Source organism: Pseudomonas sp. JS3066, assembly GCF_036328175.1.
GTDB lineage: Bacteria > Pseudomonadota > Gammaproteobacteria > Pseudomonadales > Pseudomonadaceae > Metapseudomonas.
The window spans coordinates 1614274-1632526 of sequence record NZ_CP143312.1 but is presented as its reverse complement, the minus strand read 5'-3'; the positions used below and the strand labels follow the sequence as shown (position 1 = coordinate 1632526).

General features: G+C 63.2%; 15 protein-coding genes. 4 read left to right on the top strand and 11 right to left on the bottom strand.

Features of this window, described 5'->3' with window-relative positions; all coding sequences use genetic code 11:
- The 7 genes from SA496_RS07660 to leuC all read right to left on the bottom strand — a co-directional run bounded on the left by SA496_RS07660 (position 1) and on the right by leuC (position 9428).
- Positions 1-2985: a FimV/HubP family polar landmark protein gene (locus SA496_RS07660; RefSeq protein WP_120651775.1), complete on the bottom strand. Its 2985-nt coding sequence runs from the start codon at positions 2983-2985 to the stop codon at positions 1-3.
- 142 nt (positions 2986-3127) lie between these two features.
- Positions 3128-4156, bottom strand: coding sequence for an aspartate-semialdehyde dehydrogenase (locus tag SA496_RS07655; RefSeq protein ID WP_330115234.1), 1029 nt, complete (start codon positions 4154-4156; stop codon positions 3128-3130).
- A 111-nt stretch (positions 4157-4267) separates the two neighbouring features.
- Positions 4268-5380: an aspartate-semialdehyde dehydrogenase gene (gene asd / locus SA496_RS07650; RefSeq protein WP_120651777.1), complete on the bottom strand. Its 1113-nt coding sequence runs from the start codon at positions 5378-5380 to the stop codon at positions 4268-4270.
- A gap of 57 nt (positions 5381-5437) precedes the next feature.
- Positions 5438-6520 (bottom strand): 3-isopropylmalate dehydrogenase, encoded by a 1083-nt coding sequence (gene leuB / locus SA496_RS07645; RefSeq protein ID WP_120651778.1) that lies wholly within the window; start codon positions 6518-6520, stop codon positions 5438-5440.
- Positions 6521-6562: 42 nt separating this feature from the next.
- Positions 6563-7327, bottom strand: coding sequence for a class I SAM-dependent methyltransferase (locus SA496_RS07640; RefSeq protein ID WP_120651779.1), 765 nt, complete (start codon positions 7325-7327; stop codon positions 6563-6565).
- A 16-nt stretch (positions 7328-7343) separates the two neighbouring features.
- Complete coding sequence (gene leuD / locus SA496_RS07635) at positions 7344-7988, bottom strand: 3-isopropylmalate dehydratase small subunit (protein WP_120651780.1); 645 nt, start codon at positions 7986-7988, stop codon at positions 7344-7346.
- 15 nt (positions 7989-8003) lie between these two features.
- Positions 8004-9428 (bottom strand): 3-isopropylmalate dehydratase large subunit, encoded by a 1425-nt coding sequence (gene leuC / locus SA496_RS07630; RefSeq protein ID WP_120651781.1) that lies wholly within the window; start codon positions 9426-9428, stop codon positions 8004-8006.
- A 171-nt stretch (positions 9429-9599) separates the two neighbouring features.
- Between leuC and SA496_RS07625 the strand changes: the two genes are divergently transcribed.
- Together SA496_RS07625 and SA496_RS07620 are read left to right on the top strand one after the other, a co-directional pair.
- Positions 9600-10487 (top strand): LysR family transcriptional regulator, encoded by an 888-nt coding sequence (locus SA496_RS07625; protein WP_077525439.1) that lies wholly within the window; start codon positions 9600-9602, stop codon positions 10485-10487.
- 113 nt (positions 10488-10600) lie between these two features.
- On the top strand, positions 10601-14281 hold the full coding sequence (locus tag SA496_RS07620; protein ID WP_330115233.1) for a sensor domain-containing protein: 3681 nt from the start codon (positions 10601-10603) through the stop codon (positions 14279-14281).
- Between the two features lie 61 nt (positions 14282-14342).
- Here SA496_RS07620 and SA496_RS07615 read toward each other — a convergent pair whose 3' ends face one another.
- Complete coding sequence (locus SA496_RS07615) at positions 14343-14789, bottom strand: Hsp20 family protein (RefSeq protein WP_120651783.1); 447 nt, start codon at positions 14787-14789, stop codon at positions 14343-14345.
- A gap of 112 nt (positions 14790-14901) precedes the next feature.
- Between SA496_RS07615 and SA496_RS07610 the strand changes: the two genes are divergently transcribed.
- Positions 14902-15648 (top strand): SDR family oxidoreductase, encoded by a 747-nt coding sequence (locus SA496_RS07610; RefSeq protein WP_120651784.1) that lies wholly within the window; start codon positions 14902-14904, stop codon positions 15646-15648.
- Between the two features lie 3 nt (positions 15649-15651).
- Here the strand turns inward: SA496_RS07610 and SA496_RS07605 are convergent, their stop codons facing one another.
- Positions 15652-16626 (bottom strand): tRNA dihydrouridine synthase, encoded by a 975-nt coding sequence (locus SA496_RS07605; RefSeq protein WP_330115232.1) that lies wholly within the window; start codon positions 16624-16626, stop codon positions 15652-15654.
- Between the two features lie 126 nt (positions 16627-16752).
- Here SA496_RS07605 and SA496_RS07600 point away from each other — a divergent pair, with 126 nt between their 5' ends.
- The gene (locus tag SA496_RS07600) at positions 16753-17145 is read left to right on the top strand and encodes a hypothetical protein (RefSeq protein ID WP_120651786.1); all 393 of its coding nucleotides are present in this window, start codon (positions 16753-16755) and stop codon (positions 17143-17145) included.
- Positions 17146-17148: 3 nt separating this feature from the next.
- Here SA496_RS07600 and SA496_RS07595 read toward each other — a convergent pair whose 3' ends face one another.
- A complete protein-coding gene (locus SA496_RS07595) occupies positions 17149-17598 on the bottom strand; it encodes an acyl-CoA thioesterase (RefSeq protein ID WP_120651787.1) in 450 nt (149 codons plus the stop codon).
- The gene (locus tag SA496_RS07590) at positions 17595-18245 is read right to left on the bottom strand and encodes a bifunctional 4-hydroxy-2-oxoglutarate aldolase/2-dehydro-3-deoxy-phosphogluconate aldolase (RefSeq protein ID WP_153921026.1); all 651 of its coding nucleotides are present in this window, start codon (positions 18243-18245) and stop codon (positions 17595-17597) included. Before SA496_RS07590 ends, SA496_RS07595 begins: the two co-directional genes overlap by 4 nt.
- Between the last annotated feature and the right edge of the window lie 8 nt (positions 18246-18253).

The window sequence follows — 18253 nt, the reverse complement described above, 5'->3', positions numbered from 1 at the left end:
TCAGCTGAGTCGTGCGATCAGTTCGCGCGCTTCCTGTTGCTGGGTGTCACTACCCTCGGACAGCACCTCGTCGAGGATGTCGCGAGCGCCTTCAGTGTCACCCATGTCGATATAGGCACGAGCCAAATCCAGTTTGGTCGCGGTTTCGTCGGTACCGGAGAGGAAATCGAAGTCGTCCTCCTCGCCCAGCCCCAGGCCGAGGTCTGCCGTCTCATCTTCCAGTACGGCAACCGGCTCGGGTTCCGGCGCCTTCTGCAGACTGTCGGAGAGCTGATCCAGCTCGGCGGTCACTTCGTCCAGTTGCGCGGCAAAGCTGTCATTGTCAGCCAGCGGCTCGGCAATCGGCTCGTCGGGCAACGAGAGGTCGAAATCAGCCGGCAGACCGAGCAGACCTTCGCTTTCCTTTTCTGCTAACGGAGCGGGTGCTTCGGCAGTCAGCGGCGTGTCGAGGTCACTGTCCAAACTCAGCAGGAAATCTTCCTCATCGGCCGTCGCCGGCTGGGTAGTCGGCTCCAGATCCAGGCTGAAGTCAGCCAAGTCGTCGCTGAGTTCCAGACTCTCGTCGCCAGTCAGCAGTTCGTCGCTACCACCGATATCCAGATCGAAATCCAGATCGCTTTCGGCCTTGACCGGCGCGGCTGGGAGGTCGAGCTCCAGATCGTCCAGCCCCAGATCATCGACCGGAGCTGCAGCCGGCTGGATGACGGTCGGTTTTTCGTCTGCAAGCTCCAGATCGAGGTCGGAATCCAGATCATCCAGACTGAGGTCGAATGCGTCGTCCAGATCAGCGCTGCCAGCTGTCGGCGCGTTTGCCGGAACATCGTCGAGGGTCAGGTCATCGAGACTGAAGCTATCGAGATCGTCTGCCGCAGCCAGCCCCGCAGCCGCACTGGCTGCTACGGCGGCAACGGCCATGGCTGGGTACTTGCCTTTCAGTTGCTCGATTTCGCCGTTCGCGCCGCCAATTTCGCGGAGCTCGCTTTCCTGGCGCGCAAAACCTTCGCGATCTCCCAGTTCGGCATAGACCTCCATCAGCTTGAGGCGAAGATCGCTGCGATGCGGCTCATCATTGATGGCGTTCTGCAACAGCTCGCCAGCCTGGTTGAAGCGGCCGTAGGCGATGTAAATGTCGGCCTCGCTGATCACGTCGCCAGTCTGCGCGGTGACACGCTCGTCGGCCTTGGCGGGAGCAGCATCCGGCGCGTCGGCAACCGCGGCGTCCAGATCCGGACTATCGAGGCCAGAGAAACCGTCGTCCTTCAGATCGAGATCACCGTCGAAACTGTTCTCGTCGTCCTGCGCGGCAAGACCGTTCTGCAGCTCGGCCTCTTTCAAGGCATTGCGGCGCGACAGCACCATCAGCAGAACCAGCAAGGCCACGAGCGCACTGCCACCCGCCAGGAGCAGCAGCATGGGGTTGGCAAGCACATCGTCGATGATGCTGGACTGCGGCGGTTCGACCACAGGCGCAGCCGGTGCGGTCTGCACAGGCTTGACTGGCGCGGCCGGCTTGGCGGGTTCCGCCGGTTTGGGCGGCTGCGCTGCGGCGGGTGCTGCAGGCTGGGCAGGTGCAGTCGGCTGGGTCGGTGCGATGGGCTGTGCCGGAGCGGCAGCTGCCGGTTGGGCCGGAGCAGCGGCTGCTGGAGCAGCAGGCTGGGCCGGGGCTGGCGTCGGATTCGCTGCCGCCGGTTGAGCAGGCTGTGCCGGCGCAGCGGCAGCCGGCTGGGCCGGAGTTGCGGCAGGCTGGGCCGGGGCTGCGGCTACCGCGGCGGGCGCGGCAGTTGCGGAGGCAGCAGGAGCCTGCTTGCCTTGGTTGGCCATGTTGGACTGCAGCTTCGCGAGCTGATCATCCTTGAGCTGAATCAGACGCTGCAGCTTGTCCATCTGGCTCTGCAGATCGGTCATGCGGCTCTTCAGCTCATCATTCTCGCGGCGAGTCGAATCCAGGCTCTCCTGGGTAACGGCCAGTTTGTCGCTGAGCGCCTTGCTTTCGCCGTTGGCGCCCTTGTCGCTGCCGCTGGAAGCCTTACCGCTCGCAGCGGAAACCAGGCGCAGACTGTCCTGGGTCTCAACTTTCTCCGGAGCGACGTCCGCGCTGCTGCGCTTGGTGGCGTCAAGCTGGCGCTTGCCCTCCCCGGCCAGACTGCGACCTTCGCTCCAGGCGGTGTTCTGCGCCTGTACCTGGGAAATAGCCTCGGCCTGGGTGCGGCTGGCAATCTGCTTTTCATCGGGCAGACGCAGTACCTGGCCGCTCTTCAGGCGGTTGATGTTGCCATCGACGAAGGCATCGGGGTTCAGATCCTGGATGGCCAGCATGGCCTGGTGCACCGAGCCACTGGCACGTGTGCGCTCAGCGATCTCCCAGAGGGTATCGCGGGATGTGGTGCGGTACTGGTCGGTTGGCGCCTTGGCCGCCGGCGCAGGAGCGGGGACAGGAGCCGGCGCTGGAGCACTGGGACGCGGCGCGACGCTGGAAGTTGCCGGGGCACTGCGAACTGGCGCTGGGGACGGGGCTACCGCGGGACGCGGAGCCGGAGCGGCAACCGGGATCTTCGGCGCGGCAGCGGCGGCAGCCTGCGGCGAGTAAAGCGGCGGATCGAGGAGCAGCGTGTACTCACGCAGGAGGCGGCCATTGGGCCAAAGCACCTCGACCAGGAAGTTCAGATAGGGTTCGCGGACCGGCTTGCTCGAAGTCACGCGGATAACGCTGCGACCGTTGGGCTTGACCACCGGGGTGAACTTGAGGTCCTGCAGGAAATACTGACGGTCGACACCCGCCTTGGAGAACTCCTCGGCCGATGCCAGGATCGGTTTGACCTCGGCCGACGCCAGGTCACGCACTTCCAGCAGCTCGATTTCCGCATCCAGTGGCTGGTTCAAGGAAGAACGCAGGGTGACTTCCCCGAGTCCCAGGGCGTTGGCCACACCCGAAGTCAGCGCGGATGCAGCCGCGATTGCCAGCACAAGTTTGCGAACCCGAACCATAGAGTGATTCCCTTGTTTTATCTTTTTTCTCGCTGCGCGAGAGGAGGGTCTTAAGTCGCTGCCTGCGCACGCCGAAACGGCGGCTCCCCATCAACGATAAGGCCAAGCCAGTATTGTCAAGCTAGAATATTTCTACAAATTTTCAGGTAAGTATCTTTGACAGATAGTGTTTTATCAACAACTCGGCCGACTGCACAGCATTGAGCGCAGCGCCTTTTCTTGCATTATCTGAAGCAATCCACAAATTGAGTTCGCACGGGTCATCCAACCCACCTCGAACCCGGCCTACATATACCGAATCCTGTCCTACGGCGTCGCCGACAGCGGTCGGATAATCACCTTCTTCTTCCACAAACTCGACGCTCGGCGCAATCCCGAGCCGCTCGCGCACCTTGGCGACATCCACCGGCTGCTCTGCCACGACCGATACTGCCAGGCTGTCTCCAAAGAAGACTGGTGCCAGGGCGCATGTGGCGGACACACGCAAATCCGGCTCGCCGAGCAACTGTTTGATCTCGCTCGCCAGGCGACGCTCCAGGGAGGCATGCCCTTCGGCATCCGGTGCACCGGCCTGAGCCAGGACGTTGAAGGCAATCTGGCGATCGAAAAAGCGCGGTTCCAGTGGTCGCGCATTGAGCAGCTCGGCTGTCTGGCGCGCCAACTCGGTTACGCCCTCACGGCCACGACAGGAAACCGCCAGGCTGGCCATCACGCTGATGCGCTGTGGCTTGAGCAGGTCCTTGAGCGGCGCCAGCACGCAGGCAAGCGCCACTGACGAGGCACTGGGGCTGCTCAACTGATAGGGCGCCGAGAGCGTATCGAGCAACTGCGGATTGGCTTCCGGAACCAGGCCAGGGGCCTTGACCGGATCGAGGGCCCCGGACAGATCGATCAGCGAGCATCCCGCGGACGTCGCGCGCGCAGCAAAGCTGCGGGTCACTGCCTCACCAGCCGCGAAGAAAGCCAGGCGCACCTGGGAGAAGTCGAAATCGGCCACATCCCGCACCCGCAGGTTGCGCCCTTTGAAAGGCAGCGATGAGCCGGCGGATTCGCCACTGGCAAGCAGATGAAGGTTTCCGACCGGAAAATCCCGCTCTTCGAGGAGCTGGACGAGGGTTTCGCCAACGGTGCCGGTGGCGCCGATCACGGCGATATCGAGGGTCTGGCTCATGGGGGGGGATACTTCTGGCGATGCGAGGAGCGGCACTTTAACCGTCACCCCGCACGCAGGCAATCGAGGGTCAGAGGGTGCCGACGAGCCTCATCGGCACCCTGCGATCCATCAACGCTCCAGCAGGATGCGCAGCATGCGGCGCAGCGGCTCGGCTGCGCCCCACAGCAGCTGGTCACCGACGGTGAAGGCGCCAAGGTACTGCGAGCCCATGTTGAGCTTGCGCAGACGGCCGACCGGAACGGTCAGGGTACCGGTCACGGCGGTCGGAGTGAGTTCGCGCATGCTGATTTCGCGCTGGTTCGGCACCAGCTTCACCCAGGGATTGTGCTGGCTGATCATGCCTTCGATATCGGCGATCGGCACATCCTTGTTCAGCTTGATGGTCAGTGCCTGGCTGTGGCAGCGCATAGCGCCGATGCGCACGCAGATGCCATCCACCGGGATCGGGCTCTTGAAGCGACCGAGGATCTTGTTGGTCTCGGCCTGGCCTTTCCACTCTTCGCGGCTCTGGCCGTTAGGCAGTTCCTTGTCGATCCACGGGATCAGGCTGCCGGACAGGGGCACACCGAAGTTCTCGGTAGGGAAATCTTCGCCGCGCATGGCTTCAGCCACTTTGCGATCGATGTCGAGGATGGCACTGGCCGGGTTGGCCAGATCGTCGGCCACCGCCGCATGGGTCGCGCCCATCTGCTTGATCAGTTCGCGCATGTTCTGCGCGCCGGCGCCGGAGGCAGCCTGGTAGGTCATGGCGCTCATCCACTCGACCAGGCCGGCTTCGAACAAGCCACCCAGAGCCATCAGCATCAGGCTGACGGTGCAGTTGCCGCCGATGTAGTTCTTGGTACCGGCGTCCAGTTGCTGGTCGATGACCCGGCGGTTTACCGGATCGAGCACAATCACCGCGTCATCCTGCATGCGCAGGCTGGAAGCAGCGTCGATCCAGTAGCCCTGCCAACCTGCTTCGCGCAGCTTGGGGAACACCTCGTTGGTGTAGTCGCCACCCTGGCAGGTCAGGATCACATCGAGGGTCTTCAGCTCGTCGATGCTGTAGGCGTCCTTCAGCGGGGCAATGTCCTTGCCGACCGCAGGGCCCTGGCCACCGACATTGGAAGTAGTGAAGAACACCGGCTCGATCAGGTCGAAATCCCGCTCTTCCAGCATTCGCTGCATGAGCACGGAACCCACCATGCCGCGCCAACCGATCAGACCTACACGCTTCATGACAACTACACCTTTCGTGAAAAAGTGGGCCGCTGGTATTCCAGCGGGCCCGACAGATTACAGATTCCGCAGTGCCGCGACCACAGCATCGCCCATTTCGCGGGTACCGACCTTGGTCGCACCAGCGGAGTAGATATCGCCCGTCCGCAGCCCCTGGTCCAGCACCAGGCTGACGGCCTTCTCGATGGCGTCGGCAGCAGCGGTCTGGTTGAAGCTGTAGCGGAGCATCATCGATACGGAAAGTATGGTCGCCAACGGGTTGGCGATGCCCTGGCCGGCGATATCCGGTGCCGACCCATGACAGGGTTCGTACATGCCCTTGTTGTTCGAGTCCAGCGAGGCGGAGGGCAGCATGCCGATGGACCCGGTGAGCATGGAAGCCTCATCCGACAGGATGTCGCCGAACATGTTGTCGGTGACCATGACGTCGAACTGCTTGGGTGCACGCACCAGTTGCATGGCGGCGTTGTCGACGTACATGTGGCTGAGCTCAACGTCCGGATAGTCCTTGGCCACCTCTTCGACGACTTCGCGCCACAGCTGGCTGGAAGCCAGGACGTTGGCCTTGTCCACCGAGCACAGCTTCTTGCCCCGCACGCGGGCCATGTCGAAGCCGACGCGCGCGATACGGCGAATTTCGCTTTCGCTATACGGCAGGGTGTCATAGGCCTGACGCTCGCCGTTTTCCAGAACACGCTGCTCGCGGGGCTGGCCGAAATAGATGCCGCCGGTCAGCTCGCGAACGATGAGGATATCCAGGCCGGCAACCACTTCCGGCTTGAGGCTGGAGGCCTCGGCCAGTTGCGGATAGAGGATGGCCGGACGCAGGTTGGCGAACAGGCCCAACTGCGAACGGATCTTCAGCAGACCGCGCTCCGGACGGATGTCGCGCTCGATCTTGTCCCATTTCGGGCCGCCCACGGCACCCAGCAGGACGGCATCGGCCTTGCGCGCACGCTCCAGTGTCTCGTCGGCCAGGGGTACGCCGTGCTTGTCGATGGCTGCGCCGCCGATGACATCCTCGGTCAGCTCGAAGCCCAGCTGGAACTTGTCATTGGCGACTTCCAGCACCTTGACCGCTTCGGCCATGATCTCCGGGCCAATACCGTCGCCAGGAAGAATCAGAATCTGCTTGCTCATGCTTTCCTCTCGTTAGGCGCACTCCGCGCCATGCAATTCGTTCTAGCGTTCGGCCCAGAGCACCACGACATCGGTGCTGAAGGAGCCGTCTGCCGCAATCTCGAAATACTCGCGAACCTCATCACCCACTGCTTTCTGCAGCGCCAGGATCGCCTCGCGGAACACCATCGGCGTGCGCATGCGCTCGACCCAGGAAGTGAACTCCAGTCGCAGCCGCTGGCGGGTATGGCTACGAGTCGCCAGGCCGGCCTCGGACACCTGGCGCAGCCACTCTGCGGGCGAATAGTTGCGCACATGGCTGGTATCGCGCAGCACTTCCACGGCCTGCAGGTGGGTATCCAGCAGTGGGCGCCCCGGCGAAGCGACGTCGATGAAGGCAGCTACGCCGCCCGGCGTCAGGACACGGCGCACCTCACGCAGGGCTACACCGACATCGCTCCAGTGGTGCGCCGAATAACGGCTGAAGACGAAATCGAAACTGGCGTCAGCGAAGGGCAGCATTTCGGCCGCCCCTTGCTGGGTAACCACATTACCGAACCCGCGTTGGGCAGCGGCACTCGCCACTACGTCAAGCATCTGCCCGGAGAGGTCGTACGCAACGACTTCGCCGACCAGCGGCGCTACATGAAAGGCCACATGGCCAGCACCGCAGCCGAGGTCCAGCACCCGCGCATCGCTTCGCCCATCCACTTCAGCCTGCAGCAGGGCGAACTCGGTGCCCTGGGCATGTACGGCACTGCTCAGGTAGGCAGCGGCCTGCTCACCGAACTGACTCTGGACGACCTGCGCATGGGCCTTATCGTTCACTTCGTGCTCCTGGATATCAGGCGTCGCGGAACAACCAGGGGTTGCCCTGGCGGTAATTGCCTTCGAAGGCCTTGATCGCTTCGGCGTCCTGCAGGGTCAGGCCGATATCGTCCAGGCCATTGAGCAGGCAGTGCTTGCGGAAGGCGTCCACTTCGAAGCTGTACTGCTTGCCATCCGGGCGGGTGACTGTCTGCGCGGCAAGGTCAACGGTGAGCTGGTAGCCCTCGGCGGCCTCGCACTGTTGGAAGAGTTCATCGACTTCCTCGTCCTTCAGGATGATCGGCAGCAGACCGTTCTTGAAGCTGTTGTTGAAGAAGATGTCGGCGTAGCTCGGCGCGATGATCGCGCGGAATCCGTACTCGTCGAGCGCCCAGGGTGCGTGCTCGCGAGAGGAGCCGCAGCCGAAGTTCTCACGGGCCAGGAGCACGCTGGCGCCCTGGTAACGCGGGAAGTTCAGCACGAAGTCGTGGTTCAACGGACGCTTGGAGTTGTCCTGGTTCGGCTGCCCCACATCCAGGTAGCGCCACTCATCGAACAGGTTGGGGCCGAAGCCGGTGCGCTTGATCGACTTGAGGAACTGCTTGGGAATGATCTGATCGGTGTCGACGTTGGCGCGATCCAGCGGAGCGACGAGACCGGTGTGTTGGGTAAAGGCTTTCATCTCGACTCTCCTTCCTTACTTGAGCAACTCGCGAACATCGACGAAACGGCCGGTCACCGCGGCAGCGGCTGCCATGGCGGGGCTGACCAGGTGGGTACGGCCACCAGCGCCCTGACGCCCCTCGAAGTTGCGGTTGGAGGTGGATGCGCAATGCTCGCCACTCTCCAGGCGATCCGGGTTCATCGCCAGGCACATGGAGCAGCCCGGCTCGCGCCACTCGAACCCCGCCTCAAGGAAGATCTTGTCCAGGCCTTCCTGTTCGGCCTGCTGCTTGACCAGGCCGGAGCCCGGCACCACCAGCGCCTGTTTGACGGTGGCAGCGACCTTGCGGCCCTTGGCCACTTCAGCGGCGGCGCGCAGGTCTTCGATACGCGAGTTGGTGCAGGAACCGATAAATACGCGGTCCAGCTGGATATCGGTGATCGCCTGGTTGGCGGCGAGCCCCATGTATTTCAGGGCGCGCTCAATGGAACCGCGCTTGACCGGATCAGCTTCAGCGGCTGGATCCGGCACGCGCTGATCGACCGGCAGCACCATTTCTGGCGAAGTGCCCCAGCTCACCTGCGGCTTTATGTCTTCGGCGCGCAGCTCGACCACGGTGTCGAAATGCGCATCAGCGTCGGAAACCAGGTCACGCCAGGCAGCCACGGCATTGTCCCAATTAACACCTTTCGGCGCGAACGGGCGACCTTCGACATAAGCGATGGTCTTTTCGTCCACGGCCACCAGGCCGACGCGGGCACCGGCCTCGATGGACATGTTGCAGATGGTCATGCGGCCTTCGACGGACAGGTCACGGATGGCGCTGCCGGCGAACTCCAGGGCATGGCCGTTGCCGCCAGCGGTGCCAATCTTGCCGATCACGGCGAGCACGATGTCCTTGGCAGTGACGCCGGCGGGCAGCTTGCCCTCCACGCGTACCTGCATGTTCTTCATCTTTTTCGCCACCAGGCACTGGGTGGCCAGCACGTGCTCGACCTCTGAGGTGCCGATGCCGTGGGCCAGCGCGCCGAAAGCGCCGTGGGTGGAGGTGTGCGAGTCGCCGCAGACCACGGTCATGCCCGGCAGAGTGGCGCCTTGCTCCGGGCCTACCACGTGGACGATGCCTTGGCGCACGTCGTTCATCTTGAACTCGAGGATGCCGAAGTCATCGCAGTTCTCGTCCAGGGTCTTGACCTGGATGCGCGACACTTCGTCGGCGATGGCTTCGAGGCCACCCTGGCGCTCGGCGCGGGTGGTCGGCACGTTATGGTCGGGAGTCGCGATGTTGGCGTCGATGCGCCACGGCTTGCGGCCCGCCAGACGCAGCCCTTCGAAGGCCTGCGGCGAGGTCACTTCGTGAAGGATGTGACGATCGATGTAGATCAGCGACGAACCATCGTCGCGGCGCTTCACCTCGTGTGCATCCCAGAGCTTGTCGTAGAGCGTCTTGCCGGCCATCGTCAGGTCCTCGTCAGCTTGTTTCTGTGCGCAGGGGTCGAAAAGCCCCTTTTGCTTGTGGGGACGATCGTAGGGGCTTGCATCGAATAACTCAAATTCATATTTTTTATTTAAAGCATTCCATCAAGGAATGCGGATACTACCGGCGCCAGCAACCCACGGAGTCCAGATATGGATTTGGCCAGCCTCAATGCTTTCATCGCCATCGCCGAGACCGGCAGCTTCTCTGAAGCGGGTGAGCGCCTGCACCTGACCCAGCCTGCGGTGAGCAAGCGCATCGCCTCGCTGGAACAGCAACTCAGCGTGCGTCTGTTCGACCGCCTGGGTCGCGAAGTGAGCCTGACCGAGGCCGGGCGCGCCCTACTCCCGCGTGCCTACCAGATCCTCAACGTGCTGGACGACACTCGCCGCGCGCTGAGCAACCTTTCCGGTGACATCAGCGGCCGCCTGACGCTGGCCACCAGCCACCACATCGGCCTGCACCGACTGCCGCCTTTGCTACGCGCCTTTACCCGCGCCTATCCGCAAGTCGCCCTGGACATCCAGTTCCTCGACTCGGAAGTGGCCTATGAGGAAATCCTCCACGGCCGAGTGGAGCTGGCCGTGATCACCCTCGCACCTGAAACCGCATTGCCCGTGCAGGCGGTGCCGGTCTGGAACGACCCGCTGGATTTCGTCGCAGCGCCGGAACATCCGCTGGCCCGCGACAAGACCATCTTCCTTCCGGACGTAGCACGACATCCGGCGGTATTCCCGGGCGGCAACACCTTCACTCACCACATCGTCCGCCGCATGTTCGAGGCCGAAGGCCTGATGCCGAACATCGCCATGAGCACCAACTACATGGAAACCATCAAGATGATGGTTTCCATCGGCATCGCCTGGAGCGTGCTGCCGCGTACCATGCTTGACGACTCCGTGGTACGTCTGCCCCTGCAGGACATCCAGCTTTCACGCCAGCTCGGCTACATCCTGCACACCGAGCGCACGCTCTCCAACGCCGCCAAAGCCTTCATGGCGCTGCTGGATGCGCAACGCGACGACCTTGCGTATCTGTGAAGGCAAAGGATAAGTTGACGCGCACAGCATAAGAAAAGGGTCGGGAAAGCGTCAGGGGCGTCCCTGCAGTTCACCGACCCGAACATCTGCCCTATCGCCGGAAAGGGGCGCGCATGCGCAAAGCCAGTGAGCCGAATCCTCCATTCCCCCATATTCCTGCCCTTGACCCTGTCGCATTCGAGCAATCCTGGCAGGACGCCACCAGCCTGCTCGCAGCGCTGAACGGCGCCCGACTTGGCGCCTGGTCGTGGGATATCGATACCGGCCAGGTCAGCTGGTCACGAGGTGCCCAGGCACTATTCGGGCTGGACCCGCGCCAGCCGCTCAGCGAACCCGTTGATTACATACAACTGATTCCCGAAGACGATCGCGTCGAAGTGCTGCGCCTGTTCCAGGAAGCTCTCGCCGGGCGCCAGGCGGAACGCGCTATGCGCCACCGCATCCGTTGGCCCGACGGCAGCCTGCACTGGCTGGAAATCAATGGCAGTCTGCAACCCCAAGGTAACGGGAAACGTCGCATGGTTGGCGTCATCAGGGACGTCACACAACAGCAGCAACGCGCCCAGGAACTGGTCAACTCGAGACAACGCTACTCGAGCCTCTTTCACCTGAGTCCGGACGTGGTGCTACTGGTTCGCCTCAGCGACAGCCGGATTGTCGAAGCCAACCAGCATTTCGAGGACGTGCTGGGTTGGCCGGTGAGCGAAACCATTGGCCGTACCACCCTGGACCTGGGCATCTGGGAGGATCTCAGCCAGCGCGAATGGTTGCATTGCAATGCCCGTGGCAGCAGCTCGCCGGTTGCACAGGAAGTGAAGCTGCGCACCCGCAGCGGCCGCATCCTCGATGGCCTGCTCTCGAGCCAATACGTCGAACTGGAAGGCGAGCCGTACCTCATCAGCACCTTCCTCGACACCACCGAACGCAAGCGCGCGGAGAATGCGCTGCGCATCAGCGAAGAGAAGTTCGCCAAAGCCTTCCGCAGCACGCCAGAAGCCGTGGTGATAACCGATCGCGCCAGTGGCCTGTTCCTGGAGATCAATGTCGGCTTCGAGCGTCAGTTCGGCTGGAGCCAGGAAGAAACCATCGGCCACAGCTCCCTGGAACTGGGTATCTGGGAAGACCCGGCGCAACGTCATGCAATGCTCGAAACCCTGCAGCGCGACGGCCGCCTCGATGAACTGGAAGTGAATCTCAGGCGACGGGATGGCAGCCATGCCATCTGCCTGCTTTACGGCGAGGAGATCGAACTGAATGGCCGCACCTGCCTGGTGCTGACCGTCCGCGACGTCACCCGCCAGCGTGCCCAGGAACAGGCCCTCAAGGACAGCCAGGAGCGCCTCAACCTGGCGCTCGAATCCGCCGACCTGGGCACCTGGGACTGGCACATCACCAACGGCACCCTGTACGGCTCGGCCCGCGCATCGGCCCTGCACGGCCTGGCCAAGGAACCCTTCGAAGGCGAGTTTCGTGACTTCTTCGTATGCGTACCGGAAGAAGACCGCCAGAGCATGCGCCGTGCCTACCAGGGACTTCTGGAGGGTCACGAGAACGACTACCAGGTGACCTATCGCACACGTTTCGCCGACGGCGAAGTGCATTACCTGGAGAGCACCGCCAAGCTTTATCGCGACGAGCTGGGCCGGCCACAGCGGATGACCGGCATCCTCATGGACATCAGCGAACGGGTCCGCCGCGAGCAACGCCTGGCGGCCTCGGAAGAGAAGTTCGTCACCCTGTTCCAGGCCAGCCCCGACCCCATTTGCGTTTCGCGAATCCGCGACGGGTTGTTCATCGAGATCAACCCGAGCTTCAGCGAGGTGTTCGGCTGGCAGCCTGAGCAGATCGTCGGCCGCAGCGCTCCGGACATTCAATTCTGGGCAGACCCGGAGCAGCGCTCGAGCCTGTTCGGCCAGTTGCTGCGCGACCAGGGCCTGGACAACGTGGAAGCGCGCTTCCTGACCCGCGATGGCCGCCTGTTGACGTGCGTGGTCTCCAGCCGCTTCATACGCGTCGAACGCCAGCTTTGCATCACCACGACCTTCCGGGACATCACCGCGCGCCAACAGGCTGAGGCCGCACTCAAGGCCAGCCAGGAGAAGTTCGCCAAGGCATTCCACTCCAGCCCCGACGCCATCACCATCACCGAGCGCGAATCCGGCCGCTACATCGAGGTCAACGAAGGTTTCAGCCGCCTGACCGGCTACCGTGCCGACGAGGTGTTGGGCCGCACCGTCAGCGAAATGAACATCTGGGCCGATCCAGCAGAACGCGAGCACCTGATTGAACTGATCACACGCAATGGCCGCGTCCACCACCTGGAGATGCTGGGCCAGCACCGCGATGGCAGCCAGAAGGTGGTGGAAGTCTCGGTGGAGCAGATCGAGCTGGACGGCACGCCCTGCCTGCTGCTGACTGCACGGGACATCAGTGCGCTCAAGGACGCCCAGGCACAGATCCAGCACCTGGCCTACCACGATCCGCTGACCAACCTGCCCAACCGTGCCCTGCTAACCGATCGCCTGACCCAGCAGATCGCCTTGCTGCAGCGCCACCACATGCGTGGCGCCCTGCTCTTCCTCGACCTCGACCACTTCAAGCACATCAACGACTCGCTCGGCCACCCCGTCGGCGATGCCGTACTGATGATGGTCACGGCCCGCCTGGAAGCCAGTGTGCGACTGGAAGACACCGTAGCGCGCCTGGGCGGCGACGAGTTCGTGGTGCTGCTCACCGGACTCGAAGGCAAGCGGTCGGAAGTCACCCGGCAGGTTCGCGAGATCGCCGACAAGCTGCGCAAGCTGCTGGCTGAACCCATGCTGCTCGACGGACACCGTCTCCAGGTCACTCCCAGTATCGGCATCGCCCTGATCCCGGACCACGGGGCCAGCCCGGCGGATCTGCTCAAACGTGCCGACATCGCTCTCTATCGCGCCAAGGATTCCGGACGGAACGCCATCCAGATTTTCCGCAGCACCATGCAGGAAGCAGCCAGCGAACGTTTGCGCCTGGAGAACGACCTGCGCCAGGCCTTGGCCCGCGGGGAGTTCGAGTTGCATTTCCAGCCCCAGGTGGATGCCCGCAACAACCGCGTGGTAGGGGCAGAAGCCTTGCTCCGCTGGCAGCATCCGACATTGGGCCAGCAGTCGCCCGGCCAGTTCATCCAGGTACTGGAGGAAAGCGGCCTGATCCTCGAAGTGGGTGCCTGGGTACTGGATGAAGCGTGCAACGCCTGCGAGCAGCTGACGGCCGAGGGCCTGGTCGAAGCCGGTGAATTCAGCCTGTGCGTGAATATCAGCCCACGGCAGTTCCGCCAGAGCGATTTCGTCGAGCGGGTCGAACGCAGCCTGCAACGGAGCCAGTTACCTGCCCAGCTACTGAAACTGGAGGTCACCGAGGGCATCGTCATCCAGAACATCGAGGACACCATTGGCAAGATGCGACGCCTGAAGAAGCTCGGTACCAGCTTCGCGATGGATGACTTCGGCACCGGGTACTCGTCCCTGACCTACCTGAAGCGGTTACCGGTCGACGCGCTCAAAATCGATCAGTCATTCGTTCGCGACGCCACCCAGGACCCCAACGACGCCGAAATCATCCGTGCGATTGTCGCCATGGCACGCAGCCTGGGGCTGGAAATTATCGCCGAGGGGGTGGAACGCGACGAACAATTGGCATTCCTCGAGCAACAGGGCTGTCACCTGTACCAGGGCTACCTGTACAGCAAGCCGGTGCCGCTGTCGGAGTTCCGCGCGCTACTGGCCCACAGCCAGCAACGACCTCCGCCCGCCTGAAACCAGGCATGAAAAAGGGCGCCCGTAGGCGCCCTCTTCCTTTCAGGGTGATGCCAGGAGATCAGTTCTCCAGCACTGCGTGCTGCCCGTTGATCGGAATGCGCTTGGCCTTGGCCTCTTCTGGCACCACGCGCACCAGGTCGATGTTCAGCAAGCCATTCTGCAGGCCAGCATTCCTGACTTCGATGTGGTCGGCCAGGCGGAAGGACAGCTTGAAGGCACGCTGGGCGATGCCATGGTGCAGATAGGTGACGGATTCGTCGCTCTTCTCACGCTTGCCGCCACCCACTGTCAGCACGCCGCGCTCGACCTGGAGCTCCAGGTCTTCTTCCTGGAAGCCGGCCACGGCGATGACGATACGGTACTGGTCGTCACCGTGCTTTTCGACGTTGTAGGGCGGATAGGTGCTGCCACTTTCATTGCGCAGGGCGGATTCGAACAGGTCATTGAAACGGTCGAAGCCCACGGAATGACGGAACAGAGGGGCGAGGGAAAATGCAGTGCTCATGAAAATCTCCTGAATAATCAGCAAGTGGTTCAAGTGCGGGACCCGACTTCGGCGTCCCGCAGTACCCTAGATAAGGACAGCCGAAAGCATTTCAAGCCCCCAAGGAAATCCCATGCAGAAAGTCATGCTGATCACTGGTGCTGGCCGTGGCATCGGTGCCGCCACGGCCCGCCTCGCCGCACAACGCGGCTACGCCCTGGGCATCAACTATCGACAGCAGCGGGAAGCGGCTGAAACCCTGGCACGCGAAATCGAATCCGCTGGCGGCCGTGCGCTTCCCCTGTGCGCGGATGTCGGTGATGAATCCCAGGTACTGGAAATGTTCGACCGCCTGGACCGAGAGTTCGGGCGGCTGGATGTGCTGGTCAACAACGCCGGTATGCTGGAGCGCCAGATGCGCTTGGAGGATATGGACGTGGCTCGCTTCGAGCGGGTGCTGCGGGCCAATGTAGTGGGCAGCTTTCTCTGCGCCCGGGAAGCCATCAAGCGCATGTCGACCCGGCATGGCGGCCAGGGCGGCGCCATCGTCAACCTGTCGTCCATCGCCGCGCGCATTGGTGCTCCCAACGAGTACATCGACTACGCCGCCGCCAAGGGGGCCATCGACAGCATGACCCTGGGGCTGGCCAAGGAACTGGCGGGAGAAGGGATTCGCGTCAACGCAGTGCGCCCTGGAGTGATCCACACCGAGATCCATGCCAGCGGCGGCGAACCGGACCGTGTCGAGCGCGTGCGCCAGTCGGTGCCCATGGGGAGAGGCGGTGAAGCGGAGGAAGTGGCTACAGCGATCCTCTGGCTGGCCAGCGAGGAAGCGTCCTATACCAGCGGCAGCTTCCTCGATGTCTCGGGCGGCCGCTGAGGCTCAGACGGCTTCAGCCCACTCTCTCTGCAGGTCCGGAACTCCGAGCAAGGCGTCGATTTGGGCGCAGTCATTCTCCCGGCGAACCTCTGCGAACAACGCGACCGCCTCGGGATAGCTGCGGGTGAGCATGCCCAGCCATTGCTTCAGGCGCCCCGGCGCATAGCGCGGAGCCAGCTTGCGCCTGGCCTGGAGCCAGAAGTCCTGGAGCATCGGCTGAAGCTCCGCCCAGGTCATTTCCACCACCGGCTCTCCGGCGCGCACTGCCGCAATCTGTCGAGCCAGGTCGGGTCGCGACACAAGACCTCGGCCAAGCATGATGTCTTCCACCCCGCTCACTTCGCGACAGCGGCGCCAGTCAGCCAGGGTCCAGACCTCGCCATTGGCGAAGACCGGCACCTTGACCGCATCCTGCACCCGCGCCACCCACTCCCAGTGCGCTGGAGGCTTGTAGCCTTCGACCTTGGTTCGCGCGTGCACCACGATCTGCTGGGCACCGCCATCGGCCAGAGCGCGCGCGCAATCCAGGGCGCCGTCGGGGCTGTCGAAACCGAGACGCATCTTCGCTGTCACCGGGATATCCGTGGGCACGGCGCGGCGCACTTCGCAAACGATGGCATGGAGCAGTTCGGGCTCCTTGAGCAGGACCGCACCGCCCCGCGATTTGTTCACGGTTTTGGCCGGGCAGCCGAAATTGAGGTCGATCACCGGTGCCCCAAGCTCGCAGGCAAAGGCTGCGTTATCCGCCAGGCAGACCGGATCGGAACCCAGCAATTGCACGCGCATGGGCGTACCGGCGCGGGTGCGCGCGCCATCGGCCAGCTCGGGGGCCAACTTTTCGAAGGTACTGGCCGCCAACAGACGGTCGCAAACCCGGATGAATTCGGTCACGCACCAGTCGATGCCACCGACACGGGTCAGCACATCGCGAAGGATTTCGTCGACCAGCCCTTCCATCGGGGCCAGGGCGATTTGCATGGATTACAGGCTCACAGGAAAAAGGCGCGTAGTTTACGCAGCATGACGGACGGCGAATATCCCGGGGAGCATCCGGCTGGACTGGTGGTCGAACTTTCACCGATTCAGCGCAGGAGAAACGCCACGATGAATTCGCTCGTACCCGTCCTTGCCGCACTCACGCTGGCCGCCACGGCAGTTTTCGCCGCCAGCGAGGCGATTATGTCACCTGCGCTGCAACCGGCGCCGGACGCCATCGGCGAGCTTCTGGTCAGTCGTGACGAGAACACCCCGAACGCATGCGACATCGACCTTTACGTACAGAACGAACTCGTGGCGAAAATAGCGCCGGGCCAGTCGGTGAGTATCCCGGTACCTGCAGGCGAGGTCGCGCTGAGAGTGGCGCAGAACGGGGCCGGCTACTGCTCCGGGCTGCTTGCCGGCGACCCGCAGTCGGCCATCTTCCAGCCTGGCGAAGTCCGTCATTTTCGTATCGTGCAGAACCAGCACGAGGTGCTCCTCGCTCCGGCGGCGGACTGAGCTTCAGAGTTCCAGCGGAAAAGGCGGCTGCAGCGCCTGGCCATAGCCCTCGACGAACTCGGTCGGCATGCGTTTCGGCCTGCCCGAGGAAAGTTCGATGCAGACGAAGGTGGTTTTCGCCCGCAACAGGGTGGCGCCATCTTCCGGCCGCATCAGTTGAAAGCGCCGATCCATCTTCAGGCGTTGGTCCGACTCCACGATCCATGTCGCCATCTGCAGCTCCTGGCCCTCATAGGCTGCAGCAAGGTAATCGATCTCATGCCGCAACACCGCCATGGCGCGGTCGAGTCTGCGGTATTCGGCCAGGTCCAGCCCAAGATTCTGGGAATGCCGCCAGGCACAACGCTCCAACCAACTGACATACACGGCGTTGTTGGCGTGACCAAGGCCATCGATGTCTTCGGCAGCCACCTTGATATCGATGACGAAGGGAGTGGGCATGTCCCAGTTCATGAATGCTGCTCCAGGTTGCTGGCCAGTTCGCGGGCCTCTGTGGCGAGTTGAGTGATCTGGTCCCAGGCGCGGGCACGGATCAGGCTGGAAGGCGCGATCCAGGTGCCGCCCACGCAGGCCACATTGGGCAGGCGCAGGAAACTGGGCAGATTGTCCGGGGTGACGCCGCCGGTCGGGCAGAAACGGATGCCGGTAAACGGCCCCTTGAGGCTTTTCAGCATCTTCACACTGCCATTGCCATTGGCCGGGAATAGCTTCAGGGAGCGATAGCCGTACTCGAGCGCCAGCAGAACCTCGGAGGGCGTCATCACGCCAGGCAGGTACGGCAGGCCGGAGTCTTCGGCGGCAGCCGCGAGGCGCTCGGTACATCCAGGACTGACGGCAAAATGCGCTCCGGCGTCGCGAGCCTCGAGGAATTGCTCGGTATGGATCAAGGTACCGGCGCCCACCAGCAGGTCCGGGAATTCCTTGCGGATCGCCGCCAGCGCGTCCAGCGCCCGCGGCGTACGCAGGGTCACCTCCAGCACTTCGACCCCCCCCGCGCTCAGCGCCCCGGCGAGGTCCAGGGCCAACCCGGTATCTTCGATCACCAGTACGGGCAGAACCGGTCGCGCCCGCTGCAGCACCACATCCATCGTCAGGCTCATGTCAGCTC